Annotated in this window: 27 protein-coding genes; 16 read left to right on the plus strand and 11 right to left on the minus strand. The window is 68.1% G+C overall.

Annotation, left to right across the window (positions count from 1 at the left end):
* Positions 1–9 precede the first annotated feature (9 nt).
* Genes ACTT2I_RS01515 through ACTT2I_RS01525 form a run of 3 tightly spaced genes read right to left on the minus strand, consistent with a single transcriptional unit; the run spans position 10 to position 2,828 of the window.
* Entirely contained in the window at positions 10–1,347 is a 1,338-nt protein-coding gene (locus tag ACTT2I_RS01515) for a YcaO-like family protein (RefSeq protein ID WP_421100181.1), read from the minus strand.
* Positions 1,344–1,922: a hypothetical protein gene (locus ACTT2I_RS01520; protein WP_443096766.1), complete on the minus strand. Its 579-nt coding sequence runs from the start codon at positions 1,920–1,922 to the stop codon at positions 1,344–1,346. The genes ACTT2I_RS01515 and ACTT2I_RS01520 overlap by 4 nt, the downstream gene beginning before the upstream one ends.
* 51 nt (positions 1,923–1,973) lie before the next feature.
* The gene (locus tag ACTT2I_RS01525; protein ID WP_421100179.1) at positions 1,974–2,828 is read right to left on the minus strand and encodes a hypothetical protein; all 855 of its coding nucleotides are present in this window, start codon (positions 2,826–2,828) and stop codon (positions 1,974–1,976) included.
* A gap of 133 nt (positions 2,829–2,961) precedes the next feature.
* Between ACTT2I_RS01525 and ACTT2I_RS01530 the strand changes: the two genes are divergently transcribed.
* Complete coding sequence (locus ACTT2I_RS01530) at positions 2,962–3,576, plus strand: hypothetical protein (protein WP_421100178.1); 615 nt, start codon at positions 2,962–2,964, stop codon at positions 3,574–3,576.
* 178 nt (positions 3,577–3,754) lie between these two features.
* On the opposite strand, the gene ACTT2I_RS01535 is transcribed toward ACTT2I_RS01530, so the two are convergent.
* Together ACTT2I_RS01535 and ACTT2I_RS01540 are read right to left on the minus strand one after the other, a co-directional pair.
* Complete coding sequence (locus tag ACTT2I_RS01535) at positions 3,755–4,720, minus strand: ribokinase (protein ID WP_088433986.1); 966 nt, start codon at positions 4,718–4,720, stop codon at positions 3,755–3,757.
* 26 nt (positions 4,721–4,746) lie between these two features.
* Complete coding sequence (locus tag ACTT2I_RS01540) at positions 4,747–6,045, minus strand: NupC/NupG family nucleoside CNT transporter (RefSeq protein ID WP_088433987.1); 1,299 nt, start codon at positions 6,043–6,045, stop codon at positions 4,747–4,749.
* A gap of 252 nt (positions 6,046–6,297) precedes the next feature.
* Here ACTT2I_RS01540 and ACTT2I_RS01545 point away from each other — a divergent pair, with 252 nt between their 5' ends.
* The 4 genes from ACTT2I_RS01545 to ACTT2I_RS01560 all read left to right on the plus strand — a co-directional run bounded on the left by ACTT2I_RS01545 (position 6,298) and on the right by ACTT2I_RS01560 (position 9,496).
* Complete coding sequence (locus ACTT2I_RS01545; RefSeq protein ID WP_293980435.1) at positions 6,298–7,266, plus strand: potassium channel beta subunit family protein; 969 nt, start codon at positions 6,298–6,300, stop codon at positions 7,264–7,266.
* Positions 7,267–7,589: 323 nt separating this feature from the next.
* Complete coding sequence (gene hemP, locus ACTT2I_RS01550) at positions 7,590–7,787, plus strand: hemin uptake protein HemP (RefSeq protein WP_019182448.1); 198 nt, start codon at positions 7,590–7,592, stop codon at positions 7,785–7,787.
* 109 nt (positions 7,788–7,896) lie between these two features.
* Positions 7,897–8,487: a Hemin transport protein gene (locus ACTT2I_RS01555; protein WP_293980432.1), complete on the plus strand. Its 591-nt coding sequence runs from the start codon at positions 7,897–7,899 to the stop codon at positions 8,485–8,487.
* A 67-nt stretch (positions 8,488–8,554) separates the two neighbouring features.
* Positions 8,555–9,496 (plus strand): DUF6607 family protein, encoded by a 942-nt coding sequence (locus ACTT2I_RS01560; protein ID WP_421100177.1) that lies wholly within the window; start codon positions 8,555–8,557, stop codon positions 9,494–9,496.
* Between the two features lie 68 nt (positions 9,497–9,564).
* On the opposite strand, the gene ACTT2I_RS01565 is transcribed toward ACTT2I_RS01560, so the two are convergent.
* From ACTT2I_RS01565 to ACTT2I_RS01575, 3 genes are all read right to left on the minus strand, one after another.
* Positions 9,565–9,918 carry a DMT family protein gene (locus ACTT2I_RS01565; protein WP_088433991.1) on the minus strand — a complete coding sequence of 118 codons (354 nt, stop codon included), beginning with the start codon at positions 9,916–9,918 and terminating at the stop codon, positions 9,565–9,567.
* Positions 9,919–9,990: 72 nt separating this feature from the next.
* Complete coding sequence (locus ACTT2I_RS01570; RefSeq protein ID WP_421100176.1) at positions 9,991–12,477, minus strand: ABC transporter permease; 2,487 nt, start codon at positions 12,475–12,477, stop codon at positions 9,991–9,993.
* Entirely contained in the window at positions 12,474–13,148 is a 675-nt protein-coding gene (locus tag ACTT2I_RS01575) for an ABC transporter ATP-binding protein (protein WP_421100296.1), read from the minus strand. The genes ACTT2I_RS01570 and ACTT2I_RS01575 overlap by 4 nt, the downstream gene beginning before the upstream one ends.
* Positions 13,149–13,196: 48 nt before the next feature.
* Between ACTT2I_RS01575 and ACTT2I_RS01580 the strand changes: the two genes are divergently transcribed.
* The 3 genes from ACTT2I_RS01580 to ACTT2I_RS01590 all read left to right on the plus strand — a co-directional run bounded on the left by ACTT2I_RS01580 (position 13,197) and on the right by ACTT2I_RS01590 (position 16,078).
* Entirely contained in the window at positions 13,197–13,847 is a 651-nt protein-coding gene (locus ACTT2I_RS01580) for an arylesterase (RefSeq protein ID WP_026069656.1), read from the plus strand.
* A 77-nt stretch (positions 13,848–13,924) separates the two neighbouring features.
* Positions 13,925–14,638 (plus strand): response regulator transcription factor, encoded by a 714-nt coding sequence (locus tag ACTT2I_RS01585; RefSeq protein ID WP_019182442.1) that lies wholly within the window; start codon positions 13,925–13,927, stop codon positions 14,636–14,638.
* A gap of 168 nt (positions 14,639–14,806) precedes the next feature.
* Positions 14,807–16,078 (plus strand): sensor histidine kinase, encoded by a 1,272-nt coding sequence (locus tag ACTT2I_RS01590; protein ID WP_088433995.1) that lies wholly within the window; start codon positions 14,807–14,809, stop codon positions 16,076–16,078.
* Positions 16,079–16,109: 31 nt separating this feature from the next.
* Here ACTT2I_RS01590 and ACTT2I_RS01595 read toward each other — a convergent pair whose 3' ends face one another.
* Positions 16,110–16,817: an SGNH/GDSL hydrolase family protein gene (locus ACTT2I_RS01595; RefSeq protein ID WP_421100175.1), complete on the minus strand. Its 708-nt coding sequence runs from the start codon at positions 16,815–16,817 to the stop codon at positions 16,110–16,112.
* 232 nt (positions 16,818–17,049) lie between these two features.
* Here ACTT2I_RS01595 and ACTT2I_RS01600 point away from each other — a divergent pair, with 232 nt between their 5' ends.
* The 8 genes from ACTT2I_RS01600 (at position 17,050) to ACTT2I_RS01635 (ending at position 22,633) form a co-directional block, all read left to right on the plus strand.
* The gene (locus tag ACTT2I_RS01600; RefSeq protein ID WP_088433997.1) at positions 17,050–17,430 is read left to right on the plus strand and encodes a diacylglycerol kinase; all 381 of its coding nucleotides are present in this window, start codon (positions 17,050–17,052) and stop codon (positions 17,428–17,430) included.
* 54 nt (positions 17,431–17,484) lie between these two features.
* On the plus strand, positions 17,485–18,234 hold the full coding sequence (locus ACTT2I_RS01605) for a TerC family protein (RefSeq protein ID WP_088433998.1): 750 nt from the start codon (positions 17,485–17,487) through the stop codon (positions 18,232–18,234).
* A 105-nt stretch (positions 18,235–18,339) separates the two neighbouring features.
* Entirely contained in the window at positions 18,340–18,978 is a 639-nt protein-coding gene (locus tag ACTT2I_RS01610) for a LemA family protein (protein WP_293980415.1), read from the plus strand.
* Between the two features lie 16 nt (positions 18,979–18,994).
* Positions 18,995–19,876, plus strand: coding sequence for a TPM domain-containing protein (locus tag ACTT2I_RS01615; protein ID WP_421100295.1), 882 nt, complete (start codon positions 18,995–18,997; stop codon positions 19,874–19,876).
* The gene (locus tag ACTT2I_RS01620; protein ID WP_421100174.1) at positions 19,876–20,364 is read left to right on the plus strand and encodes a TPM domain-containing protein; all 489 of its coding nucleotides are present in this window, start codon (positions 19,876–19,878) and stop codon (positions 20,362–20,364) included. The genes ACTT2I_RS01615 and ACTT2I_RS01620 overlap by 1 nt, the downstream gene beginning before the upstream one ends.
* An 84-nt stretch (positions 20,365–20,448) precedes the next feature.
* A complete protein-coding gene (gene lgt / locus ACTT2I_RS01625; protein WP_088434002.1) occupies positions 20,449–21,339 on the plus strand; it encodes a prolipoprotein diacylglyceryl transferase in 891 nt (296 codons plus the stop codon).
* A complete protein-coding gene (locus ACTT2I_RS01630) occupies positions 21,336–22,130 on the plus strand; it encodes a thymidylate synthase (RefSeq protein WP_421100173.1) in 795 nt (264 codons plus the stop codon). Before lgt ends, ACTT2I_RS01630 begins: the two co-directional genes overlap by 4 nt.
* 11 nt (positions 22,131–22,141) lie before the next feature.
* Positions 22,142–22,633: a dihydrofolate reductase gene (locus ACTT2I_RS01635; protein ID WP_421100172.1), complete on the plus strand. Its 492-nt coding sequence runs from the start codon at positions 22,142–22,144 to the stop codon at positions 22,631–22,633.
* Between the two features lie 43 nt (positions 22,634–22,676).
* On the opposite strand, the gene ACTT2I_RS01640 is transcribed toward ACTT2I_RS01635, so the two are convergent.
* Together ACTT2I_RS01640 and apaG are read right to left on the minus strand one after the other, a co-directional pair.
* On the minus strand, positions 22,677–23,708 hold the full coding sequence (locus tag ACTT2I_RS01640) for a symmetrical bis(5'-nucleosyl)-tetraphosphatase (RefSeq protein ID WP_421100171.1): 1,032 nt from the start codon (positions 23,706–23,708) through the stop codon (positions 22,677–22,679).
* Positions 23,709–23,721: 13 nt separating this feature from the next.
* Entirely contained in the window at positions 23,722–24,105 is a 384-nt protein-coding gene (gene apaG, locus ACTT2I_RS01645) for a Co2+/Mg2+ efflux protein ApaG (protein WP_046272001.1), read from the minus strand.
* Between the last annotated feature and the right edge of the window lie 51 nt (positions 24,106–24,156).

Consider the following 24,156-nt stretch of genomic DNA (forward strand, 5'->3'; position numbering starts at 1 on the left):
TCTCGGGGATCAGCCCAATGGATGCGGGAAGGGGTTGGGAAACGCGCCGCCGTGCGGCACGCCGGGATAGCGCCATGCCACGTCCCGGCAGCGGCCACCCAGGAAGGGCGCACGTTCGTCGGCATGCAGGCCGACGAGCGCTGGCGACAGCACCCGCATCACCCGCAGGCCGGCCGCGGCCACATCGGCGGTGGTCAACTCGCGGTAGTACAGCGCGATGCCAGCACGGCCCAGCCGGCGTCGCAGCTGATCAAGCTCGATGACCGCGCGCGGCGCGGCGGGCGGGATCGCCGCGCCCGGTGGTGGCAGCTGCAAGGTACTGTCGCCTGCCTTCCGTAGCAGCGGCAACTGCGGCCACAGCTCCGGGCGCAGGGTGTAAAAGGCGGCATGTTCGTCGAAGCTGCGCAGCGCTGACGGTTCACGCGGAAGCCGTGCACGTTCGCGGCCACACAGATGGGCGGCGAAGGTCAGCGCCTGCTGCCATTCCAGCAGCGCCTTGTGCAGCGCCTCACCCGGATCGGCGCGGCAGGCGATGCCGAGGACGTGCCGCGGGCGGCCTTCAAACGGGATGCCACCGGCGACCGCGATCACCGGGTGCGGGTTCCAGTGCTGGGTGAGGTCGAAGACGTGCAGTTCGCCACCGCGCTCGTGCGCGAAGGCCTGCCATTGGGCCGGCAGCGCGATTCGCCGGCCGGCCACGCCATTGAGCCAGGTGACCGCCAGCGCATCGCGCTCCAGCAGCTCCTGCGCCGCGCGCAGCAGCGCCAGCCAGGCGCCATCGCGCCCATCCCGCCAAGCCGCCAGACCACTGGACGTCGACGGCAACCGCGCCTGGCCGCTGCGCGGCCCCAGCCCAACCAGCTCCTGCGGCACCCAGGCGACCCGGTTGTTGTCCAGCGCATGTACCGCTGCGAACAGGTCCTCGTCGCGTTCGGGCATCGGCCACGGGAAGTCCGGCATGGCGCGTTGGCTCGCCGAGAACAGCGCGAACGCCGATTCGTCCAGACGTTGTGTGGGCGTCAGCGCATCGCGGCGACGCACCTCCAGACTCGCCTGCGCCGCCGCCAGCCGCTCCAGGGCCTCGGCGACCGCGCCGTCGGCGGCCGCAGCGGCCTCCAGCGCGACTGCGCCCGAGACGCCCTGCCAGGGATTGGCCGGGTCGGCTGGCGTGGCGGCATTGTGCACGCGCCGTCCCTGGAACAAGGGGCCGGTTGCATCGCACGGGTTGGCCTCGATCGGTTGCGCCGGGCGCACCAGACCGCAGCGCGGACGCGCTGCGCCATGCAGCAGGTGCGACGACAGCGTGGGCGTTTCCGGCACCGCCGCCTGCACGGCGGCGTGGCTCATTTCAACACGCTCAGCCAGAGCATCATCTCGAGCGCGCCCACGGCGAACAGGCCCAGCAGCAGCCCGATGGCGATGCCGATGCCGCGCCCGAGCGAACGCCCCGCGCGCTCGTAGACGAGGGCGTAGATGCCGAGATACAGCCCGACGGCGACGAACAGCCCGAATATCGGATTGGAAGTGCTCATGAAAATGCCACCGCCGATCGCGGCCAGCGGCAAGGCGAACAGCCCCAGCAGGATCCGGCTGGGGCGGCTCATGCCGGCTGCCGGCATCACCGGTGCGGGTGTCGCCGGGTGATCCGGAGTGACGGCGCTGGGTGGTTCCTGCGGCAACGCAGGCGGCTGGCCGTGGCGCTCGGTGGGGGTATCGACGGTGACGGGCGTGATGGCCGCGGCGCCGGGATGGGCGGCAGGCGCAACCGGTTCCAGCCTGCCAAGCACCACCGCCGACAGCACCGAGGTGCCGAGCAGGGTGACGACGCAGGAACTGCAGGTGGTCGACGTCGAGCCGCCGCCTGCCGCGGCAAGGTCCTGGCGCGAGGCACTGGCATCGAACTGGGTCGGCAGGCGATACATGGGGTCACTCCCTTGACCAGGGCGGAAACGCCCGGCGCGTGGCGCACATTATCACGGGCGCCCGGGGTCCCAGGGCAGTGGCAGCGGTGCAGGCAGTGACGCTTCACCGCCGTGGCAGGCGGGGCACCACGGCAGCCGCAGCACCCGGTCGCGCTCCCCATGCAGGCGATGCAGGTCGAGCCAGACGCTGCGTTCGAGATAGCCCAGCAACAGGTGCGGCTGATCCAGCAACGGCGCGACCAGCGCAGCGATCCGCGCCGGTTGCGTTGCGACTTCCGGCAGCGCCGGCACCACTGCTTCGCCCCAGCGACGCAGCACCCGGTTGCCCAGGCAATACACGCAGGCGCTCTGGCCGGGCACCACATAGGGCCCAAGCGCGATCGTGTGGTGATAGCTGAGGTCCAGCAGCACGTGCGGCTGTACCGGCATCTGCGTGCGGTAGCGCGCCAAGGCCTGCTCCCAGCCGAGCCCATGGCGGACCAGCACGAGGAGGTCGGCATCGGCCACGGCATCGACGCGCTGCAGATCCGCGCTGGCATGCTGGTCGAACGCGTCGGCCAACCCGGGCAGCGGTTCGCCGAGCCAATCCAGTGCATAGCGGCGCACAGGGCGCATCGCCTGCGACGGCACCAACACGCCCAGGCGCATCAACTGGCGGACCGCCGGGCCACCGTCCGGATCGTCCTGGAGTATCGCCAGCGTGTCGTCCTGCCAGTGGCCGAGGATGCGTTCGATGATGGCCGGGGTATCCGCCTCATCGACCACGTAGAGCTCGTCGGCGCCACCGGACACCAGCAGCAGTTGGCGCTGCGCATGGGGCTGCGAAAACAGGGCCCAGGCCGGATTGCGCGTCCAGCGCGGTGCATCCGCGTGCGTGCCTGCGTGTTGCTGACTGCCTGCTGCCACTGCGTACAGTCCCTGTATCCGCGAAAGCGCAAGGATAGCGGCAAACAGGCCTGCCACGTTCTGCTACCGTGCGCGCGTGCCCACACCGCCTCATGCCAACGCTCCGGTCCCGCATCCGCCCTGGCGCGAGGCCATGCTGTGGATGCTGCTGCTCGGCGCGATGTTCATCCATGGCTACAGCTGGACCAACCAATGGGCCGCCAGCCAGCCCCATAGCTACAGCCTGCACGGTCGCTGGGACGAGGCGATCCCGTTCTGGGCATGGACGATCTGGCCGTATCTGGCGCTGAACCTGCTGTACCCGCTGACGTTCTTCCTCTGCCCGACCCGGTCGGCGCTGCGCCGCCATGCCCTGGCCATCGCGCTGGTGCAGGCCGCCTGCATGCTTGCGTTCGTGTGCTGGCCGACCGGCAACGTGCGTGTCTTGCCGCAGCCGGAAGGCGCGAGCGGACTGCTGTTCGCCCAGCTACGCGCGTTCGAGGCGCCATTCAACATGGCGCCGTCGCTGCATGCCGCGGTATTGGTGGTGGTCTGGCAGGCATGGCGCCGCTGGCTGCTGGCCGATACGGCGGCGTTGCGCTGGCTGTGGCATGGCGCCTGCGGCCTGATCCTGGTGTCGACGCTCACCACCTGGCAGCACGATCTGTTGGATGTGCTTGCCGGACTGCTGGTCGGCGCGCTGGCGCTGTGGATCACGCGCTGCATACCAATGTCGCTGGGGCGCACCGCGAGCTCAAGGGCCCCGTAGCGACCGGTAGGCCCCTCGGCAAATGTCCCCCGGCCGCCGCTGCGCAGCGCCAGCGCTCGACCTACTCGACGCCTCGCCCGGAAAGGCTCAGAGGGCGCCTCTCGATTTCATGCAGAGGGGAGCAGGACAAAAAAAAGGCCAGCGCGAACGCTGGCCTTGGTATCCACACCGGTGACGCTTACTTGTTCTCGGCATCACCCGGGGTGAAGTGCGGCATCGCCGCGGCGGCGCCTTCCTTCTCGGTCGAACGACCGGCGAACTGGTTGGCGAAACGCACGTGGCGGGCGAACGCCGCGTCCGGATCCTGCGCGATCGAGGCCACCAGCGCACCGTTGAACGCATCGCCGGCGCCGGTGGTGTCCAGCACCTGCACCTGCTCGGCACCGACGCGGTAGTACGGCTGGGTATCGCCACGCAGGTTCTCTTCGGCGTGCGACACGAACACACCCACCGAGCCCAGCGTCACCACCACGGTGCCGTTGCCGACCAGCTTGCGGCACAGCGCATGCAGGCTGGCGCCATCCAGCGCGGCCACATCGTTGGCATCCACGCGCTCGCCGACGTGACGGCCGAGCAGGGCAGCGAACTCGGTCTCGTTCGGGGTCAGCACATCGGCCAGCTTGAGCAGGCCGATGCTGGACGGCGCATCGGCAGGCGCCACGTTGAGCACGGTGGTGGCACCGGCCTCACGTGCGATCGCCAGCGCCGCTTCGATGGTTTCCACCGGCGATTCCAGCTGCGCCAGCACCACCTTGGCGCCGGCCAGCAGCGCGCGCTGCTGTTCGACGAAGTCCAGGCTCAGCGCGGCGTTGGCGCCCGGGCCGATCACGATGGTGTTGCGGCCGCGGCTGTCGACATAGATGCCACCGGTACCGGTCGGCTCGCTGCTGGCCTCGGCGGTCAGCGCGAAGCCGTCCTGCTCGGCCAGCCCACGGGCCATGGCACCGCCGGCGTCATCGCCCAGCGCGCACAGGAACGTGGTCGGCGCGCCGGCGCGGCGGGCGGCCACGGCCTGATTGAAGCCCTTGCCGCCGGGACCGGTGCTGTAGCGGCCGGCAATGGTCGCGCCCGGGGCCGGGAGCGACTCACAACGCCAGACATGATCCACATTGAAGGAACCGATTACGACGACACTGCTACTCATAAAGACTGTTTCTCAGGGAACGGATATCAGCTGAAATGCGTCAGCACGCCGGCGATGGTCGCCGTCATGAAGGTGGCAATGGTACCGCCGAGCACCGCGCGCAGGCCGAACTTGGCCAGATCGTGGCGACGCTCCGGCGCCAGGCCACCAATACCACCGATCTGGATCGCGATGGAGCTGAAGTTGGCAAAACCGCACAGCGCGTAGGTGGCGACCAGGCGGCCCTCGGCGGACAGCACCGTGCCGGGCACCTCGCCTCGGATGATCTTGGCCAGCTCCGAATACGCCACGAACTCGTTGATCACCACCTTCTGGCCGATCAGCGAGCCCACGGTGGTGGCATCGGCCCACGGGGTGCCGATCACCCAGGCGATCGGGGCCAGCAGGAAGCCGAACAGGGTGGACAGGTCGGTCGGGCGGCCGATGAGCGAGGCCAGGCCGGTGACGTCGCCCAGCCAGGTCAGCGGAGCGTTGATCAGGGCGATCAGGGCGATGAAGGCCAGCAGCATCGCACCGATGTTCAGCGCCAGCTTGAGGCCGTCGCCGGCACCGGCAGCAGCGGCATCGATGATGTTGCTGGAGGTCTTCTCCACTTCCATCTTGACCGTACCGCGGGTCAGCGGGGTGCCGGTTTCAGGCACCAGCAGCTTGGCCACCACCAGGGTCGCCGGCGCCGCCATGATGCTCGCGGCCAGCAGATGCTTGGCATAGAAGGCCTGTTCGACCGGATCGCCGGCACCGAGCATGCCCACGTACGCGGCCAGCACGCCGCCGGCGATGTGCGCCATGCCGCCGATCATCATGGTGATCAGTTCGGACTGGGTCATCTTGGCGATGTACGGACGCACCGTCAGCGGGGCTTCGGTCTGGCCGATGAAGACGCTGGCGCAGACGCTGGTGGTTTCAGCACCGGACACGCGCATGATCTTGGTGATCGCCCAGGCCATGCCGCGCACGATCATCTGCATCACGTTGAGGTGGTACATGACCCCCATCAGCGCCGAGAAGAAGATGATGGTCGGCAGCACCTGGAAGGCGAAGATGAAACCGAACTGGCTGGTGTCCATCAGGCTGCCGAAGATGAAACCAGAGCCGGCATTGACGAACTCCAGGATCTTGACGAAGCCCTTGCCCAGCGCGTCGAACACATCACGGCCACCCGGGACCAGCAGCACCACCGCCGCGAAGGCGATCTGCAGTGCGATACCGGTGACCACCAGGCGCCAGTCGACAGCCCGCTTGTTGTTCGAGAACAACCAGGCAATGCCGATCAGCACTGCCAACCCGAACAGGCCGAAGCCAATCCTGCCCAAACCTTCGACCATGAGACTTCCCTTGGGGCGCCGCGAAAAACGGGAAGCCTAGAGCAGCGGCAGGGGCGGGGCAAGGAAAAGCAGCGTCTGCGAGGCGATCGGTCGTGATCGGGCCTGTATCGGCAAGGCACGGCCGCGGTTCCGCGCGGCGTGTCACGGGCTGTGAGACCGCCGCCACGGCAGGCCGCGCGGAACTGCGCCGCCGCGCTCTACACTAACCGGCATCGATCCGGCCCGGTTGCGGGCCCGCAGCAGGAGAACCACATGCTCTATCGCCGTCTCGGCTCCACCGGCCTGAAGCTCTCGGCCCTGTCCTTCGGGGCCTGGGTGACCTTCGGCGACCAGATCGGCCGCGATGAGGCCCGCAAGCTGATCGCCACCGCCTGGGATGCCGGGGTCAACTTCTTCGACAACGCCGAGGGCTATGCCCGCGGCCGCGCCGAGCAGGTGATGGGCGATGTGATCGCCGACCTGCGCCTGCCGCGCGATGGCTTCTGCGTCTCCAGCAAGGTGTTCTTCGGCGCCGTCGACGACCCGCGCCCGACCCAGCACGGGCTGTCGCGCAAGCATGTCACCGACGCCTGCCACGCCGCGCTCAAGCGCCTGCGGGTGGAGTATCTGGACCTTTACTATTGCCATCGCCCGGACCCGGATACCCCGATCGCCGAAACCGTGCAGGCCATGGATACCCTGATCCGCCAGGGCAAGGTGCTGTATTGGGGCACCTCGGAATGGTCGGCCGCGCAGATCCAGGAGGCGGTGGACATCGCCCGCGCGCGCAACCTGCATGCGCCTTCGATGGAGCAGCCGCAGTACAACCTGCTGCACCGCGAGCGGGTGGAGCGCGAGTACGCGCCGTTGTATGCGGAGGCCGGGCTCGGCACCACGATCTGGTCGCCACTGGCCTCGGGCCTGCTGACCGGCAAGTACAACGCCGGCATCGACCCGCAGTCGCGGCTGGGCCAGGAGCAGCTGGGCTGGCTGAAGGCGCAGGTGCTGGACGATGGCAGCGACCGCCTGGAACGGGTCCGCCGCTACACCGCGCTGGCCGCGCAACTGGGCGTCTCGCCGGCGCAGCTGGCGATCGCCTGGTGCCTGCGCAATCCCAACGTCTCCAGCGTGATCCTCGGCGCCAGCCGGGTCAGCCAGCTGGAAGAGAACCTGGGCGCGCTGGCGCTGTTCGAGCAGCTTGATGAGAGCGTCTGGCAGCAGGTGGACGCGGTCTTTGCCTGAGCCCTTCGGCGGGAATCTGCGGGACCTGCGGGAGCCGGCCAGCGGCCGGCCCTGCCCATCACGGCATGACAGTGGAACAGGGATGCCGGGCGCCGGAAGATAGCGGCGGCTGCCCGCTGCAGGCTGCAGGCTGCCCACCGCAGGCTGCCCACCGCAGGCTGCGCTACGGCTCGGCGGCCCCGTCCATTCGCCCATTGCGATTCACAATAACTATCGAAGATCCGCATTCGATCATTAATGCCATCTATCAAAGTGAGAATGGTTGTTGATTGTCAACTGAGAATCATTATCATTTGACTCGCCCCTCGCAACGAGTCCAGACGATGAACACTCAAGCTGCTGTACTGCTGCGCCCCGAAACACTGACCCTGCGCGACCGCCCGGTCCGTGTGGTCCCGCCCGAAGAAGTGATCGACAGCGAAGCCCTGCTCAAGGGCCGCCGCGAAATCCTGATCCAGCACGGCGACCGCTTCTATCGCCTGCGTCATACCAGCAACGACAAGCTGATCCTGACCAAGTAACCGCGCTGCCTCCCCCAGCTCTCTCCCCCTCGACACTCCGCCGTCGACTCCGGTCCGCGGCGTTGGTCGAGGGTCTCCCTTCGCAACCGCCGATTGCAGGTAGATCGCCATGAGCCGCGCCCTTTCCGTCGGCCGCCCACCGGGCCGCCCTCCCATCGCTGGTCTGCCATCGGCTGCACAGTTGGCTTCGCTGGGCACCGTGCTGTGCCTGTACCGTCCGGACAGCAGCGAGCTCGGTGGCTGGAAACATGCCGTCTCGGCCCACGCCTGCCAGGGCATGGACAGCGAAGGCATCCGCGAAAGTCTGTGCTTCGTCGACGCCCGCGGCCGCTGCTGCTGGCGCCTGTACCTGCTGCCGGACAGCGACTTCCTTGCCTGGGATCGGCTGGTCTCCGCGTTCCCGGCACGGCCCGAACCGGTCAACGACGCCGGCGTTGCCGAACGCTTGTGGCGGCGCCTCGCCGTGCGCCTGGGCAACGACGCCTGGCGCATGTGCGCCCTGCGCCTGCAGGTCGGCGAAGGCCGCGAACTTGCGGCCAGCCTGGCCTCGTTGTCGGCCTTGGGCGCCACCACCGCGCGCCGGATCGGCCACGTCGAAGGCGCCGAAGGCGAGCTCTGGGTAGACGACTGCTGCTGCGCCACCGCCGCCCGCCACGGCGGATCGTGGACGGCCGATGGCATGCCGGTGATCCAGCTGTAATCTGAAACGACGGGCCCGCCCGGCGCCGAGGGGGGCCAGCTGACCGCAGCACGCACAAGGACGCCTGATGACGCACTCCCTCGCTCTCGCCGGGCTGCTGCTCGCGCTCACCGCCAGCGCGCACGCCGCGCCGGCCGATCCCGCGCGTGACCGCGCCAGCATCCTGGCCATGCAGGGCCAATACACGGTCGATTTCGCCTTCGACGAAACCGTGCTGCTCAAGCCCGGCTACGAACGCGCCCCGGCCGTGCGCACCGGCGGCAACGAGGTGGTGATCGTGGTCGAAGACAGCCCGGCGCGGATCGTGCTCCAGCACCTGCTGGTCGACCCGAAGAGCGGCCACGTGACCAAGCACTGGCGCCAGGACTGGGTGTTTCAGGCGCCGACCCGGTTCGAATTCAGCGCCGAGCAGACCTGGCAGGTCCGCGCGGTTCCCGCAGCGCTCACCACCGGCGCGTGGACCCAATGCGTGTATGAAGTCAGCGACGCACCGCGCTACTGCGGTACCGGAGCCTGGACCTACGACAACGGCATCGCCGAATGGACCAGCGATCTCAGCTGGCGCCCGCTGCCCCGTCGCGAATACACCCGCCGCAGCGACTACAACGCCCTGGTCGTGATCAACCGCCACACGCTCACGCCCAACGGCTGGACCCACGAGCAGTTCAACACCAAGATCCAGCGCAACCGCGACGGCAGCCAGACACCGATCGCGCGGGAGTTCGGCTTCAACGATTACAGCCGCACCACCGAGGTGGATTTCACCCCGGCCTACGCCTACTGGACCGCCACCGCGGGCTACTGGGCCAGGGTGCGCCAACGCTGGAGCAGCGTCCTCGACAAAGCGCCGGGGGTGCATCTCAACACCAAGCCCGACGGGATGGCCATGATCATCCCGCTGTTCACCCAGGCGCAGGCGATCCAGGACGGCAAGCAGGTCCAGGATGCCGAGATCGACGTGGTATTCAAGCAGTGGGTGGAACAGGCCCCGGCCGACACCCGGCGCTGATCCAGCCGCCACCGTGGGAGCGGTGCAGATAGGACACGGCCAGTGGCGACCGGAATGAAGGCGTCAGCTCATTCCTTGAACATCAGGAACGCCGCCACCAGGATCAACCCGAACGCGGCCCAGTGATTCCACTTCAGCGGCTGATCCAGATAGAACGCCGAGAATGCCGCGAACACCACCAGCGTGATCACCTCCTGCATGCCTTTGAGCTGCGGCGCCGAATACACCGCACTGCCCAACCGGTTGCCCGGCACCTGCAGGCAGTATTCGAAAAACGCGATGCCCCAGCTGACCAGGATCACCGTGATCAACGGCGCGCTCTTGTACTTCAGATGCCCATACCAGGCGAAGGTCATGAAGATGTTGCTGCCCAGCAGCAGCAACACGGGATACAGATAGGCAGTGAACGGGGTGCCGGGCATCCGGGCGATCTCAGGGGGCAGGGGCGTGCAGCATACCGAGGCACACCCCGTTCCCGTGTCATCGCCGCGTGCTCATGCCTCCCGCAGCGCCAGCGCCGGCGGCGTATGCAGAATCCGGCGCGTGCCCCACCAGCCGGCCAGCATGCTCAACAGCACGCCCAGGCCACCGCCGACCAGCAGCGGCCCCCACGGCGGACTCAGCGTCAATTCGAACACCTGCCGCGCCACCACGCTGCCCAGCAGCGCGGCGGTACCCACCGCCAGCAGCCCCGACAACAGGCCCAGCGCCCCGAACTCGACCAGCACCGCGCCCCGCAGCTGGCTGCGCGTGGCCCCCAGCGTGCGCAGCACCGCACTGTCATAGCGGCGCTCACCGGCCGTGGCCTGCAGCGCTGCCAGCAGTACCAGAAGCCCGGCCAGCAGACTGAAGCCCATCACCAGCTGCACCGCTTGGCTCACCCGATCCACCACTTCGCGCACCCGCTCCAGGATCCCATCGATATCCAACAGCGAAATGTTCGGGTACTCCCGGGTCAGCCCGGCCAGCGCCGGCGCCTGCGCGCGCGGCAGATGGAAGGCCGTGATCAGGTTGTACGGGGCATCGGCCACCGCGCCCTCGTTGAGCAGCAGGAAGAAATTGACCCGGAACGAATCCCAGTCCGCCTTGCGGATGCTGGTGATCGTGAAGCTGCGCTCCTGGTCGCCCATCTGCAGGGTCACCGTGTCGCCCAGCGTCATCCCGTAGCGTTCGGCCCAGCCCTGTTCGATCGAGGCTTCCGCCGCCCTACTGCCGGCCTTCCAGAAGGTGCCGCTGAGCAGTGTGTTGGCCGGCGGGAAATCATGCCGCCACGAGAAGTTGACCGGCCGGTTGGCATCGTCGTCTTCGTTGCTGTTGTCCTCGCGCGCCTGCCGCTGCGGCGGACGGTCGTTGACCGCCAGCAGGCGACCGGTACTGAACGGCTCGATCCCGGGTGACACCACGCCCAGCCCGCCCAGCGTGGCCAGCACCGCATCGCGCTGCTCCGGCTGGATGTTCATCAGGAAGTAGTTCGGCGTGTCGCTCGGCAGGCGGTCGCGCCACTGCGCCAGCAACCCCGGGCCGATCACCGACAGCAGCAACAACGAGCACAGCGACAGCGACAGGCCGACCAGCTGCATCACCGCCAGCCCGCGCCGCCGCGTCAACGAGGCCAGCCCCAGCTTCCAACGCCCACGCAGGCGTGGCTGCAACCCACGCAGCAGCCACAGCAGCAGTGCACCGAGCGCACCGGCCAGGGCCGCCAGCGCGGCCAGCCCGCCCAGCACCCACGCGGCCAGCTTTACATCGCCGGTGGCCTGCACGGTCAGCGCCACGGTGGCCGCCAGCGCCGCAGCATAGACCAGCATCGAACTCGGCGGCAGCGCCGCGAAGCTGCGGTTGAGCACACGCATCGGCGGCACGCTGCGCAGGCGCAGCAGTGGCGGCAGGCCGAAGCCCAGCAGCAGCACCAGCCCGATGCCGGCACCACTCAGTGCCGGCGTCGCCTGCGGCAGGGGCAGGCGGTTCGGAATCAATCCGCCCAGTGCCTGCACCAGCCCGGCCTGCGCGGCCATGCCCAGGCCGATGCCGACCAGACAGGCAGGCACCGCCAGCATCACCAGCTGCAGCGCCATCGCGCTGAGGATGTCGCGCTGGCGCGCGCCCAGGCAGCGCAGGATGGCGACCTGGTCGATGCGACGCATCGCGAAGCGGTTGGCAGCCAGTGCCGTGGCGACACCGGCCAGCAGCACCGCCAGCAATGCGGCCAGCGACAGGAAGCGCCCGGCCAGATCGAACGCGCCGCGCACGCCGCGCTGGGCGTCGGCGATGCCGACAATGCGATAGCCCTTGGCCTGCGGCGTGAGCCACTCGCGGAAGGCCTCGATCTGCGCCGGCTCACCGGCGAACATCATCCGGTACGACGCGCGGCTGCCCGGCCCGAGCAGGCCGGCGCGATCCACATCGAGGCGGTTGACCAGCAGCGGCGGCGACAACTGCATCAGCTCGCCGGAGGTATCCGGTTCGGCCTGCAGCACCCGCGTCACGGTCAACGTGCCCGCGCCGAATTCCAGCGCATCGCCCACCTGCAGCCCGAGCGCCTGCATCAGCCGCGGATCGGCATAGGCTTCACCGGGCGGCGGTGTTCCTGCGGTCTCGCTGGTGCTGTCATGCAGGGTGCGGCTGACCCGCAGCTCGCCGCGCAGCGGGTAGCCATCGCCCACCGCCTTGATGTTGGCCATCTGGCTGTCATCGCCATGGAACAGCACGCTGGGGAAGCTGACCATGCGTGTGTTGGCCAGACCGCGCTCGCGCGCTGCATCGGCGAAGGTCCGGGGGATATCCTCGCGGCCGCTCAGGCCGAGGTCGCCGCCGAGCATCTCCGCTGCGCTGCTGGTCAGTGCCAGCGTGACCCGGTTGACCAGCGTGCCGACCGCGGTCATCACCGCCACGCCCAGCACCAGGGCGGCGAACACGGTCAGCAGATCGCCGGCCAGGAACTCGCGGCGCAGCGCACGCGCCGCGTGGCGCACGACGTTCATGCGCCCACGCCGGCAACGGTATCGGCCAGGCGCCCACCGTCGAGCTGGTAGATGCGCTCGCAGCGCTGGGCCAGGCGCAGGTCATGGGTGACCAGCACCAGGGTGGTATCGCTGGTGGCGTTGAGCGCGAACAGCAGGTCGCTGATCTGCTGCCCGGTGGCCTGGTCCAGGCTGCCGGTCGGCTCATCGGCGAACAGGATGCGCGGCCGCGCCACGAACGCGCGGGCGAGCGCCACACGCTGCTGCTCGCCACCGGAAAGCTGGCGCGGGTAATGCCGCGCACGGTGGCCCAGGCCGACCTGCTCCAGCACCTCGCGCACCCGCGCGGGATCCTCGCGGCCGGCCAGTTCCAGCGGCAGCGCGATGTTCTCTTCGGCGGTCAGTGCCGGCAGCAGATGGAAACTCTGGAACACGAAGCCGACTTCGCGTGCACGCAGCTGCGCGCGGGCTTCCTCATCCAGCGCGTTGAGATCGGCACCGGCCAGCGCGATGGTGCCGTGGCTGGGCAGGTCCAGCCCGGCCAGCAGCCCGAGCAGGGTGGTCTTGCCCGAACCTGAAGCGCCGACGATCGCCACGCTCTCGCCTTCATGGACGGTCATGTCAATGTTGTCCAGTATGTGGACTTCACCCTCCGGGCCACGTGCGGACTTGCCCACGTTGTGGGCGGCGATGGCGACCGGCGCGCTGCGGGGGGACAGGCTGTCGATGAGGATTCTCCAATGAACCAAGCAAGTGGAAAGGGCCGCGCGGCCCCGATGGGCTGGCTGCTGGCATGGTTGCTGCTGATGCCGATGCTGGCCTGTGCCAAAGGTCCGGACACCCGTGCGGCGGTGCTGGTGGTCGGCGACAGCCTCAGTGCCGCCCACAATATCCCGGCCGCGTCGGGCTGGGTAAACCTGCTTCAGCAACGGGTCAAACAACAGATCAAGCCGCCGCCAGCGATCATCAATGCCAGCATCAGCGGTGAAACCACGGCCGGCGCGCTGACCCGCCTGCCGGGGCTGCTGGAAAAGCACCGCCCCTCCGTGGTGGTGATCGAACTGGGCGGCAACGATGCGCTGCGCGGGCTCACCCCGGCCCAACTGCGCGGCAACCTGGAAAAGATGATCGTGGCCAGCCAGAAGGCCGGCGCCAAGGTGCTGCTGCTGGGCATCGACGTGCCGCCCAACTACGGCCCGGCCTACCGCCAACGGCTGAAGCAGACCTACGCCGAGCTGGCCAGCCAGTACAAGGTGCCACTGCTGCCGTTCCTGCTCGAGGGCGTGGCGCTGAAGCCCGACCTGATGCAGGCCGACGGGCTGCACCCCACCGCAGCTGCGCAGCCGCAGGTGCTGGACAACGTCTGGCCGCTGCTCAAACCCCTGCTTTGATCGGTGTGTGAGGAACTTCACACCGCGTCCACTGGCGATGCGGCATGTTTCACAAAGCTGAAGAAAGAGGGAATCCCATGCGTCAGACAAAGGAGACCTCCGGCCTGGTGCTGGTGGTCGAAGACAACCGTAATATTTCCGAGATGATCGGCGAGTACCTGGAAGGGCGCGGCTTTGAAGTCGACTACGCCCAGGATGGGCTGGACGGTTATCGCCTGGCGGCCGAGAACAGTTACGACGTGGTCGTGCTGGACCTGATGCTGCCGCGTCTGGACGGCATCGAAGTCTGTCGCCGCCTGCGCAACGACGCCCGCAAGTCCACGCCGGTGCTGATGCTGACCGCGCGCGACACGCTGGACGACAAGCTCACCGGCCTGGGGTTCGGCGCCGATGACTACCTGACCAAGCCGTTCGCCATCCAGGAACTGGAAGCCCGCCTGCGCGCGCTGATCCGCCGCGAGCGTCGCCAGGTCGGCTCGGAAGTGCTCAAGGTCGCCGACCTCGTGCTCGATCCGGTCAGCATGCGCGCCACCCGTGCCGGGACCGAACTGCAGCTCTCGCCGATCGGCTTGCGCCTGCTGACGATCCTCATGCGCGAATCGCCGCGTGTGGTGACCCGCCAGGAAATCGAACGCGAGATCTGGGGCAATGGCCTGCCCGACTCGGACACCCTGCGCAGCCATCTGTACAACCTGCGCAAGATCATCGACAAGCCGTTCGACCGTCCGCTGCTGCATACCGTGCAGAGCGCCGGTTACCGCATTGCCGATATCGCCCAGCCGATGAGCTGATGGGCGGTTGATCGCCGCGCGGCCGCCTTCATCGGGCGGCGCAGCGGCGATCCTCCGGCACCCTCTGGAGCATGACGGCCCGGCGCTTGCCGGGCCGTTGTCATGGTTTGCACGATGGAATCACGGCAAGCTTTCCTATAATCGCCGCGAACCGCCCTGGACCCCGTAATGCCGCACGGTCTGCCGCGCAAGATCCGTATCGTCTTCATCCTCCAAGCCGTGCTCGCCAGCCTGGGCATCCTGCTGGGTGCGTGGCTGGTGTCGTTGGTGATCAAGCACAGCCTGGTCAGCAGCGCGCTGCAGGAAGAGGCCAGCTATTACTGGCAACTGCACGAGGCCTCGCCGGTGCAGCCGCCCCCCAATACCCAGAACATCCGCGGGTATCTGCTCGAGACCGGTCAGTCGCCACTGAGCCTGCCGGCCAACCTGCGCACGTTGACCCCCGGCTTCCATGAGCTCAAGGACGACGACCAGCTGGTGCTGGTCGATGCGCGTCCGGAAGGCCGCCTGTATCTGGTGTTCCTGCGTTCACGCGCGGAGATGCTGGCCTTCTGGTTCGGCATCGTGCCGGTGCTGCTGACCCTGCTCGCCGTCTACGGGGCTTCCTGGATCACCTACCGCGCCTCCAAACGCCTGGTCTCACCGGTCAACTGGCTGGCCCGGCGCGTCTCGCGCTGGGACCCCGGGCACCCGGAAGCGGCCGACCTGGCGCCGGCCAAACTACCGGCCGACATGCAGGGCGAGACCCGCCAGCTGGCCGCCGCGCTGCATTCGCTGGCGACCAAGGTCACCGCGCACGTCGCGCGCGAACGCAACTTCACCCGCGATGCCAGCCACGAGCTGCGCACCCCGCTCACCGTGATCCGCGTGGCCAGCGACATGGCGCTGGGCGACCAGGACATGACCCCGCGCCTGCGCCGCGGCCTGCAGCGCATCCAACGCGCGGGGCGCGACATGGAAGCGGTGATCGATGCCTTCCTGATCCTGGCCCGCGAGGCCGATGTCGAGCCGCAGATCGAGCTGTTCGACGTCAATGAGATCGTCCGTTATGAAGTCGACAACGCGCGCGAGCTGATCGCCGGGCGACCGGTCGAGATCCATCTGCACAGCCACGGCCCGGTGATGCTGCACGCCCCGCCGCGCGTGTTGCAGGTGGTGGTCAGCAACCTGCTGCGCAATGCCTGCAGCTATACCGACGAAGGCCGGATCGATGTCGATGTCGAAGAAGACCGGGTGGTCGTGCGCGATACCGGCATTGGCATGTCCGCCGAAGCGCTGGGCCGCGCCTTCGAGCCGTTCTACCGCGCCGAACCCAGCCGCCCGCAGGGCACCGGGCTGGGGCTGTCGATCGTGCGCCGGCTGTGCGACCGCTTCGGCTGGACGATCGGCCTGACCAGTGAGCCCGGGCAGGGCACCCAGGCCACGATCCACTACCGTTGAGTCGGGGAGGCGCTGTGCCTCCCCGCATGGCTCAGTCGCACTGCACCTTGGGCGCCAGTGCCTTGCGCCAGATCGCATAGCCTTCCGGCGTCATGTGCAGCATGTCCTCGCGGAACAGCGCCGCACGCGGCTGGCCGTCGGCGCCGAGCATTGGCGTGTAGACATCGGTGTAGCCGGTGTTGGGCAACGTAGCCAGCGTGGCCTTGATCCTCGCGTTGGCGTCGTTAATCGCCGGCAGCAGGTTGGCGCGCGACGGGCTGGGCTTGATCGAGATGTACTCCACCGTGGTCCTGGGCAGGTCGCGGTGCACGCGGTTGACGAAGGCCACCACGTCGTCGTGGACCTGGGCCGGGCTGCGGCCGCTGTTGAGGTCGTTGTCGCCGGCGTAGAAGAACACCTTGCACGGCGCATACGGGATCACGATGCGGTCGGCATACCAGGTGCTGTCGCGCACTTCCGAGCCGCCGAAGCCGCGGTTGAATACCGGCTGGCCCGGGAAATCGGTGGCCAGGCTCTCCCACATCCGGATCGACGAGCTGCCGATGAACTCGATGCCGCCGCGCGGGGGCGGAGTGGCCGCGTCCTGGGCCGCGAACTGCGCCATGTCGCCGGCCCAGGCCACGTTGGAGACCTGGCTCGGCACCTGCGGTGCGGCAGGGGCTGGCGTGCGCGCCAGTGCGGGCAGGGCAGCGCTCAGGGCAAGGGCGAGCAGAAGGGGGCGGGCACGACGGTGCAGCATGGACGACTCCTGTAATGGGGCACCCTGGGGCGCCCGGACGGGTAGGCGTTCATCATAGAAGTTGCGGCCCGGCCGCGCTTTACCACGGACGGGCGTTGGCCGCCTTCGACAATGCCCCGGCCGGCTTATGGCAAAATGAGGGATTGCCTGCCCCATTCAGCGATGCCCATGACTGTCTGCCGTGTGCTGTTCCTGCCGTTCCGGCCCGCGTTGCCGACCGGGGTACCTGCCCATGGCCGATGAAATCGGGCACCTGCCGCGCGGCCCCAAGCGCATCTTCAAGGCCGCGGTGTGGTCCTGGCAGGGGCTGCGTGCGGCCTGGCTGCACGAGTCCTCGTTCCGGCTGGAGGTCTACCTGCTGATCGTGCTCGCGCCGCTGGCGCTCTGGCTCGGCCAGACCCCGGTGGAGCGCGCGCTGATGATCGGCTCGCTGCTGCTGGTGCTGGCGATGGAGCTGGCCAACTCGGCGATCGAGGCGGTGATCGAACGCTACGGCGCAGAGTTCCACGAGCTCGCCGGCCGCGCCAAGGACATGGGCTCGGCTGCTGTATTCGTGCTGATGATGAACGTACTGGTGTGCTGGGTCCTGATCCTGCTGCCGCAGATCTTCTGACGTAAAACTTCTGACGCATCACGCGCGTCATCCCCCCTGTAAGGATGGAAGTCCATGTTCCTTGAGTTGTTGTCCGACCCCAATGTCTGGTTGACCCTGTTCACGCTGAGCGCGCTGGAAATCGTGCTGGGCATCGACAACCTGGTCTTCATCTCGATCGCGGTGAGCAAGCTGCCCGAGGCGCGCCGTCCGTTCGCGCGCAAGCTCGGCATCGCGGTGGCCTGCATCACGCGCATCCTGCTGCTGGTCTCGCTGGCCTACCTGGCGCACATGGAAGCCAACCTGTTCACCATCGCCGGCATGGGCATTTCCATCCGCGACCTGGTGCTGATCCTCGGTGGCCTGTTCCTGATCATCAAGGGCACCATGGAGATCCGCGAGCTGATCACCGGCGGCGAAGACGAAGACCCGACCACCACCAAGGCCTCGGCCGTGTTCGGCATGGTGATCGCGCAGATCGCCGTGATCGACATCGTGTTCTCGCTGGACTCGGTGATCACCGCCGTCGGCATCGCCGACCACATCCCGGTGATGGTCGCCGCGATCCTGCTGTCGGTGGCGGTCATGCTGCTGGCCGCCAACCCGCTGGGCCGCTTCATCGACGCCAACCCGACCGTGAAGATGCTGGCCCTGGCCTTCATCCTGCTGATCGGCGTGGTGCTGATCCTGGACGGCCTGAGCGTGCACGTGCCCAAGCCCTACATCTATGCCGCGATGGGCTTCTCGGTGCTGGTGGAGTGGCTGAACCTGCTGATGCGCCGCCGCGCCGTGGCGCACAACGTGCCGGGTGCCGGCAACTGGTAAGGGGTGCGCGGCAACCCCCTGACCCAGGGGGCGTGGGTGGTTACGCGGGCTTTACTGCAGACGTGGCATGCTCCGGATCCCGTTCATCGAGATCCGGAGCCGGCCATGCGATCGTTCTCCCGTTTGTTGTGCCTGGCCGTGCTGGCCTCCCTGTTGTCCGGTTGCGGCTACAACGCCATCCAGCAGAAGGATGAGCAGGTCAAGGCCGGGTGGGCCGAGGTGCTCAACCAGTACAAGCGCCGCGCCGATCTGATCCCCAACCTGGTGCAGACCGTAGAAGGCTATGCCAACCAGGAACGCCAGGTCCTGACCGATGTCACCAACGCCCGTGCGCGCGTGGGGCAGGTCAACGTCAACGCCGACGATGCCGATTCCCTCAAGCAGTTCCAGCAGGCCCAGGGCGAGCTGAGCGGTGCGCTGTCACGCCTGCTGGTGGTCACCGAGAACTACCCGAACCTCAAGTCCGACCAGGGCTTCCGTGATCTGCAGGCGCAGCTGGAAGGCACCGAGAACCGCATCACCGTGGCGCGCGGCCGCTACATCCAGATGGTGCAGGACTACAACACCTACATCCGCCAGTTCCCGCAGGTGATCACCGCCAAGCTGTTCGGCTATGCGACCAAGCCGAACTTCACGGTGGAGAACGAAGCGCAGATCTCGCAGCCGCCGGCGGTCAAGTTCGGTTCGCAGCCACCGGCTCCGGCACCCGCACCGCAGGCGCCGCAGCCGCAGCCGGCGAACTGAGCCCGTGACCACGCGCCTGCTGCGTTGCCTGCTGCTGTTCTGCCTGGCGCTGGGGCTGCCTGCCTGGGCGCAGAGCCAGGCGGCGATCCCGCCGATGTCCTCGCCGGTGGTGGACACCACCGGCACCCTGGACGCGGCGCAGATCCAGGCGCTGGAGGCGCAGGCGTTGGCGTTGCAGCAGCGCAAGGGCAGCCAGCTGCAGATCCTGATGGTGCCGACCACCGCGCCGGAAACGATCGAGCAGTACACCCAGCGCGTGTTCGAGCAGTGGTCCATCGGCCGCAAGGGCGTGGATGACGGCGTACTGCTGGTGGTGGCCAAGGATGATCGGCGGGTCCGCATCGAACCGGGCTACGGGCTGGAAGGCGCGATCCCGGATGCGATCGCCAACCGGGTGATCCAGGAGTACCTGGCCCCGCGTTTCCGCAGCAACGATTACGCCGGTGGCCTGACCGACGCCAGCGCCGCGCTGGTCAAGCTGATCGACGGCGAGGCCTTGCCCGCGCCGGTCAGCACGCATCGCGCCCAGGACGCACCGGCGGGAGGCAACTGGACGATGGCGCTGGGCATCGGCCTGTTTGCCGGCCTGTTCCTGCGCGGCATCCTAGGCTGGCTGCCGCGACCGCTGCGCGCGCTGGCCAGCGGTGCCGGGGCCGGGATGGCCGCGTTCCTGTTCACCTCGCTGGTTGTCGCCAGTGGCGCGGCCGCCTTGGTGGGCCTGCTGGTCGGCCTGACGTCGGCCGGCCGCGGCGGCGTGTTCGCGCGCAGTGGCGGCTGGGGTGGCGGTGGCTGGGGCGGTGGCGGAGGGTTCGGTGGTGGCGGTGGCTTCGGCGGCGGTGGTGGCTGGGGCGGTGGTGGTGGGCGTTCGGGAGGCGGTGGCGCCTCGGGAGGCTGGTGATGCGCTGGCTGCGGCACGTGTTTTCTCCTTCGGTGCGGCGCGCCTTCCCACCGGCACATCTGCAGGCGATCACCGATGCGATCAGCGCCGGCGAGCGGCGCCACGGTGGCCAGGTGATGTTCGCGGTGGAAGCGGATCTGCCGCTGGCCGCGTTGTGGCAGGGCGTCACGCCCCAACAGCGCGCCGAACATGCCTTCGCCCAACTGCGCACCTGGGATACCGAACACAACAACGGCGTGTTGATCTACCTGCTGCTGGCCGACCATGCCATCGAGCTGATCGCCGACCGCGGCCTGCGCGGGCGGATCGGCGAGGCGCAATGGCAGGCGATCTGCGCGCACATGCAGCAGCGGCTGCGTGAGGGCGCCCTGCAGGACGCCGTGCTGCTGGCCATTGACGAGGTCTCGGCGCTGTTGGCCGGGCACTATCCGCCGGTTCCGGGGTCACAGGAGGACGGCCTGCCGGACACGCCGCAGATTCTGGGCTGAAGCCTGGCAATCGCGTGATCGGGGCCGCCGCGAGGCCGCTCCCGGGCGGCGCTAGAATATCTGCATCCCTGCAAGGCATCGCCCATGATCTATTTCCACGACATCGACCCCATCGCCATCTCGCTTGGGCCGATCAAGGTGCATTGGTACGGCATCATGTACCTGCTTGGCTTCACCGCCGCCTGGTGGCTGGGGCGCAAGCGGATCGCGGCTGGGCGCCTGCCCGGGGTCGATGCCAACGGCTTCTCCGACCTGTTGTTCTACGCGATGCTCGGCGTGGTCGTCGGTGGCCGGGTGGGCTACATGCTGTTCTACGCGACCGCCGAATTCCTGCATAACCCACTGTTGCTGTTCAAGGTCTGGGACGGCGGCATGAGCTTCCACGGCGGCCTGCTCGGTGTGCTGTTCGCCTCGTGGTGGTGGTCGCGCAAGCATCGCCTGCACCTGTTCGATACCCTCGATTTCATGTCCCCGCTGGTGCCGCTGGGCCTGGGCTTCGGCCGCATCGGCAACTTCATCGGCGCCGAGCTGTGGGGCAAGTACACCGATGGCACCTGGGGCGTGGTGTTCCCGAGCGGCCTGCCGGCGCCGTTGAACGGGCTGGACCTGGCCACGCTCAAGGCCGAGTTCGCCACCGGCGCGCTCAACCAGTACGCCCGTCATCCCTCGCAGTTGTATGAAGCGCTGCTGGAAGGCCTGGTGATGTTCGTGGTGCTGTGGGCGGTGTCGGCCAAGCCGCGCCATCGCTACGTGATCGCCGGCCTGTTCGCGCTGATGTACGGCATCTTCCGCTTCGCGGTGGAGTTCGTGCGCATGCCCGACAACGGCGTCTACCTCGCCTTCGACTGGTTCACCCGTGGCCAGCTGCTCAGCCTGCCGCTGGTGGCCTTCGGCCTGGTGTTGCTGGCGCTGTCGCGCCGTGCGCCGGTGCTGCAGCCGGTGCTGCCGGTCGCTACCGCGGGCGCCAAGGCATGAAGGCCTATCTGGAACTGCTCGAGCATGTGCTCGAGCACGGCACGGAAAAGTCCGACCGCACCGGCACCGGCACGCGCAGCGTGTTCGGCTGGCAGATGCGCTTCAATCTCAATGACGGCTTCCCGCTGGTCACCACCAAGAAGCTGCACCTGCGCTCGATCATCCATGAGCTGCTGTGGTTCCTGAAGGGCGATACCAACATCGGGTATCTCAAGGAGCACCAGGTGCGGATCTGGGACGAATGGGCCGATGCCAACGGCGAGCTCGGCCCGATTTACGGCAAGCAGTGGCGCAGCTGGGCCACCGCCGATGGCGGGGCGATCGACCAGATGCAGTGGCTGGTCGACGAGATCAAGCGCAACCCGGATTCGCGCCGGCTGGTGGTCAGCGCCTGGAACGTGGGCGAGCTGTCGCAGATGGCGTTGATGCCGTGTCACAACCTGTTCCAGTTCTACGTGGTGGACGGCAAGCTCAGCTGCCAGCTGTACCAGCGCAGCGGCGACATCTTCCTCGGCGTGCCGTTCAACATCGCCAGCTACGCGCTGCTGACCCACATGGTGGCGCAGGCGACCGGGCTGGGCGTCGGCGATTTCGTGCACACCCTGGGCGATGCGCATCTGTACTCGAACCACGTCGAGCAGGCCCGCGAACAGCTCACCCGTGCGCCGCGCGCGCTGCCGACGCTCTGGCTGAATCCCGAGGTGACCGATCTGTTCGGGTTCCAGTTCGACGACATCCGCATTGATGGGTACGACCCGCACCCGGCGATCAAGGCCGCGGTGGCGGTGTGAGTGGCACGCGCATGAAGCTCTCGCTGATCGCCGCGCTCGACACCGACCACGGCATCGGCCGTGACAACGACCTGCCGTGGAAGCTGCCGGACGATCTCAAGCGCTTCAAGGCGCTGACCGTCGGCAAGCCGATCCTGATGGGGCGCAGGACCGCACAGTCGCTCGGCCGTGCCTTGCCGGGCCGCCTGAACCTGGTGCTGACCCGCAGTGGGCAGGTGCCGTTCGAGGGCATGCAGGCGGTGGCCTCGATCGAGCAGGCGCTGGCGGCTGCAGGCGATGCGGGGGCAGAAGAGCTGTGCGTCATCGGTGGCGGCGAGATCTATCGCCTGGCCATGGACCAGGCTACCGATCTGCACCTGACCTGGGTGGACACCACCGTGTCGGCCGATACCCATTTCCCTGCCGTCGATCCGGCGCGGTGGGTGGAAGTGGCACGCGAGCACCACGCGGCCGACGAGCGGCACGCGTTCGCGTTCGATTTCGTGGATTACCGCCGCGCCTGAGCCGGCGGTGCAGGCAGGCCGGTCGTGCTGACCGGCCTGTGGCTCATTCCGCGTCGCTGGTGACGTCGCTGTTCTGCGGCTGAGATTGCGGCTGGGCGTTCTGCGCGGGTTTCGCACCGCCTCCCTGGCGGCCCTGGCCTCCCCGGCCACGGTCACGCCCCTGGCCTTGACCTTGGCGCGGCGGACGCCCGTTCGCCTGCACCCCTTCGGCGGCCGGCCGGCGGGCCGGCGGACGCGGCGCGGACACCGGCTTGGGCACATCGCGGCCCGGCACCTGCACCACGCGCAGCTCGTCGGTATCCAGCTGCAGTGCGGTGAGCTTGCCCCCCCAGACCGCGCCGGTATCGATCGCGTGCACGCCCTGGGTGATGGTCAGGCCGAGGGCGGACCAGTGCCCACAGACGATCTTCAGGTCGCGCTCGGCGCGGCCCGGGACCTCGAACCAGGGGTACAAGCCCTGTTCCTGCGTACCCGGCGTGCCTTTGTCTTCGATCCCGATCCGGCCACGCGGCGTGCAGTAGCGCATGCGGGTGAACAGATTGATGATCGCGCGTGAGCGGTCGTAGCCGGCCAGCCCGGGGGACCAGCTCGGCTTGTCGCCGTACATGTTGCGGAACAGCTTGCGGTAGCCGCTGCCGTGCAGCTGCTGCTCGACCTCGCGGGCGTGCTTCTCGGCCAGCTGGGTGGTCCACTTCGGGGCCAGCCCGGCGTGGATCATCATCCAGCCCAGCTCACGGTCCACATGGGCCAGCTTCTGCATGCGCAGCCATTCCAGCAGTTCGTCGCGGTCCTCGGCCTGCACGATGCGCAGCAGGTCCGGGTTGACCTTGCGCTGCTCTTCTTCGGTGCGTGCACCGACCGCGAGCAGCGACAGATCATGGTTGCCCAGCACGATCACGCTGCTCTCGCGCAGCGAATGGACCAGGCGCAGGGTCTCCAGCGACTGCCCACCGCGGTTGACCAGGTCACCGCAGAACCATAGTTTGTCGACCGCGGGGTCGAAGTTGATCTTTTCCAGCAACCGCTGGGTGACGTCGTAGCAGCCCTGCAGGTCGCCGATGGCCCAGACACTCATGCGTGCGCCTCCATCAGTGCAGTGTGCGCGGAACGGTCAGGACGAACGGTGCGATGGGGGCGGCGAACTCGGTGCCGTCATCGGCCACCATGTCGTAGTGCCCCTGCATCGTGCCGTGCTCGGTCTCCAGCATGACACCGGAGGTGTAACGGAAGTCTTCACCGGGGCGCAGCCGCGGCTGCTCGCCGATCACCCCGTCGCCGTCGACGCGCTCGGTGCGGCCGTTGGCATCGGTGATCCGCCAGTGGCGGGCCACCAGGCGCGCGGCCACACGGCCCTGGTTGAGGATGCGGATCGTGTACGCGAACGCGTAGCGGCCGTCCTCCGGCGTGGACTGGTCATCGAGGAAGCGGGGGGCGACCTCGACGGAGATCGCGTAATTTGCAGCGTCGTTCATGCAGGCAGTTTAGTGAATGTTGTGCACGATGAGATGAGTGCTGCCCAAGCT

This window comes from Stenotrophomonas sp. PUT21 (assembly GCF_052232875.1).
Lineage (GTDB): Bacteria > Pseudomonadota > Gammaproteobacteria > Xanthomonadales > Xanthomonadaceae > Stenotrophomonas > Stenotrophomonas maltophilia_N.

Coding starts and splice junctions, on each gene's coding strand:
- ACTT2I_RS01515 (WP_421100181.1), bottom strand. CDS start 1,347: ATGAGCCACGCCGCCGTGCAGGCGGCGGTGCCGGAAACGCCCACGCTG.
- ACTT2I_RS01520 (WP_443096766.1), bottom strand. CDS start 1,922: ATGTATCGCCTGCCGACCCAGTTCGATGCCAGTGCCTCGCGCCAGGAC.
- ACTT2I_RS01530 (WP_421100178.1), top strand. CDS start 2,962: ATGCTGTGGATGCTGCTGCTCGGCGCGATGTTCATCCATGGCTACAGC.
- ACTT2I_RS01535 (WP_088433986.1), bottom strand. CDS start 4,720: ATGAGTAGCAGTGTCGTCGTAATCGGTTCCTTCAATGTGGATCATGTC.
- ACTT2I_RS01540 (WP_088433987.1), bottom strand. CDS start 6,045: ATGGTCGAAGGTTTGGGCAGGATTGGCTTCGGCCTGTTCGGGTTGGCA.
- ACTT2I_RS01545 (WP_293980435.1), top strand. CDS start 6,298: ATGCTCTATCGCCGTCTCGGCTCCACCGGCCTGAAGCTCTCGGCCCTG.
- hemP (WP_019182448.1), top strand. CDS start 7,590: ATGAACACTCAAGCTGCTGTACTGCTGCGCCCCGAAACACTGACCCTG.
- ACTT2I_RS01555 (WP_293980432.1), top strand. CDS start 7,897: ATGAGCCGCGCCCTTTCCGTCGGCCGCCCACCGGGCCGCCCTCCCATC.
- ACTT2I_RS01560 (WP_421100177.1), top strand. CDS start 8,555: ATGACGCACTCCCTCGCTCTCGCCGGGCTGCTGCTCGCGCTCACCGCC.
- ACTT2I_RS01565 (WP_088433991.1), bottom strand. CDS start 9,918: ATGCCCGGCACCCCGTTCACTGCCTATCTGTATCCCGTGTTGCTGCTG.
- ACTT2I_RS01570 (WP_421100176.1), bottom strand. CDS start 12,477: ATGAACGTCGTGCGCCACGCGGCGCGTGCGCTGCGCCGCGAGTTCCTG.
- ACTT2I_RS01580 (WP_026069656.1), top strand. CDS start 13,197: ATGAACCAAGCAAGTGGAAAGGGCCGCGCGGCCCCGATGGGCTGGCTG.
- ACTT2I_RS01585 (WP_019182442.1), top strand. CDS start 13,925: ATGCGTCAGACAAAGGAGACCTCCGGCCTGGTGCTGGTGGTCGAAGAC.
- ACTT2I_RS01590 (WP_088433995.1), top strand. CDS start 14,807: ATGCCGCACGGTCTGCCGCGCAAGATCCGTATCGTCTTCATCCTCCAA.
- ACTT2I_RS01595 (WP_421100175.1), bottom strand. CDS start 16,817: ATGCTGCACCGTCGTGCCCGCCCCCTTCTGCTCGCCCTTGCCCTGAGC.
- ACTT2I_RS01600 (WP_088433997.1), top strand. CDS start 17,050: ATGGCCGATGAAATCGGGCACCTGCCGCGCGGCCCCAAGCGCATCTTC.
- ACTT2I_RS01605 (WP_088433998.1), top strand. CDS start 17,485: ATGTTCCTTGAGTTGTTGTCCGACCCCAATGTCTGGTTGACCCTGTTC.
- ACTT2I_RS01610 (WP_293980415.1), top strand. CDS start 18,340: ATGCGATCGTTCTCCCGTTTGTTGTGCCTGGCCGTGCTGGCCTCCCTG.
- ACTT2I_RS01620 (WP_421100174.1), top strand. CDS start 19,876: ATGCGCTGGCTGCGGCACGTGTTTTCTCCTTCGGTGCGGCGCGCCTTC.
- lgt (WP_088434002.1), top strand. CDS start 20,449: ATGATCTATTTCCACGACATCGACCCCATCGCCATCTCGCTTGGGCCG.
- ACTT2I_RS01630 (WP_421100173.1), top strand. CDS start 21,336: ATGAAGGCCTATCTGGAACTGCTCGAGCATGTGCTCGAGCACGGCACG.
- ACTT2I_RS01635 (WP_421100172.1), top strand. CDS start 22,142: ATGAAGCTCTCGCTGATCGCCGCGCTCGACACCGACCACGGCATCGGC.
- ACTT2I_RS01640 (WP_421100171.1), bottom strand. CDS start 23,708: ATGAGTGTCTGGGCCATCGGCGACCTGCAGGGCTGCTACGACGTCACC.
- apaG (WP_046272001.1), bottom strand. CDS start 24,105: ATGAACGACGCTGCAAATTACGCGATCTCCGTCGAGGTCGCCCCCCGC.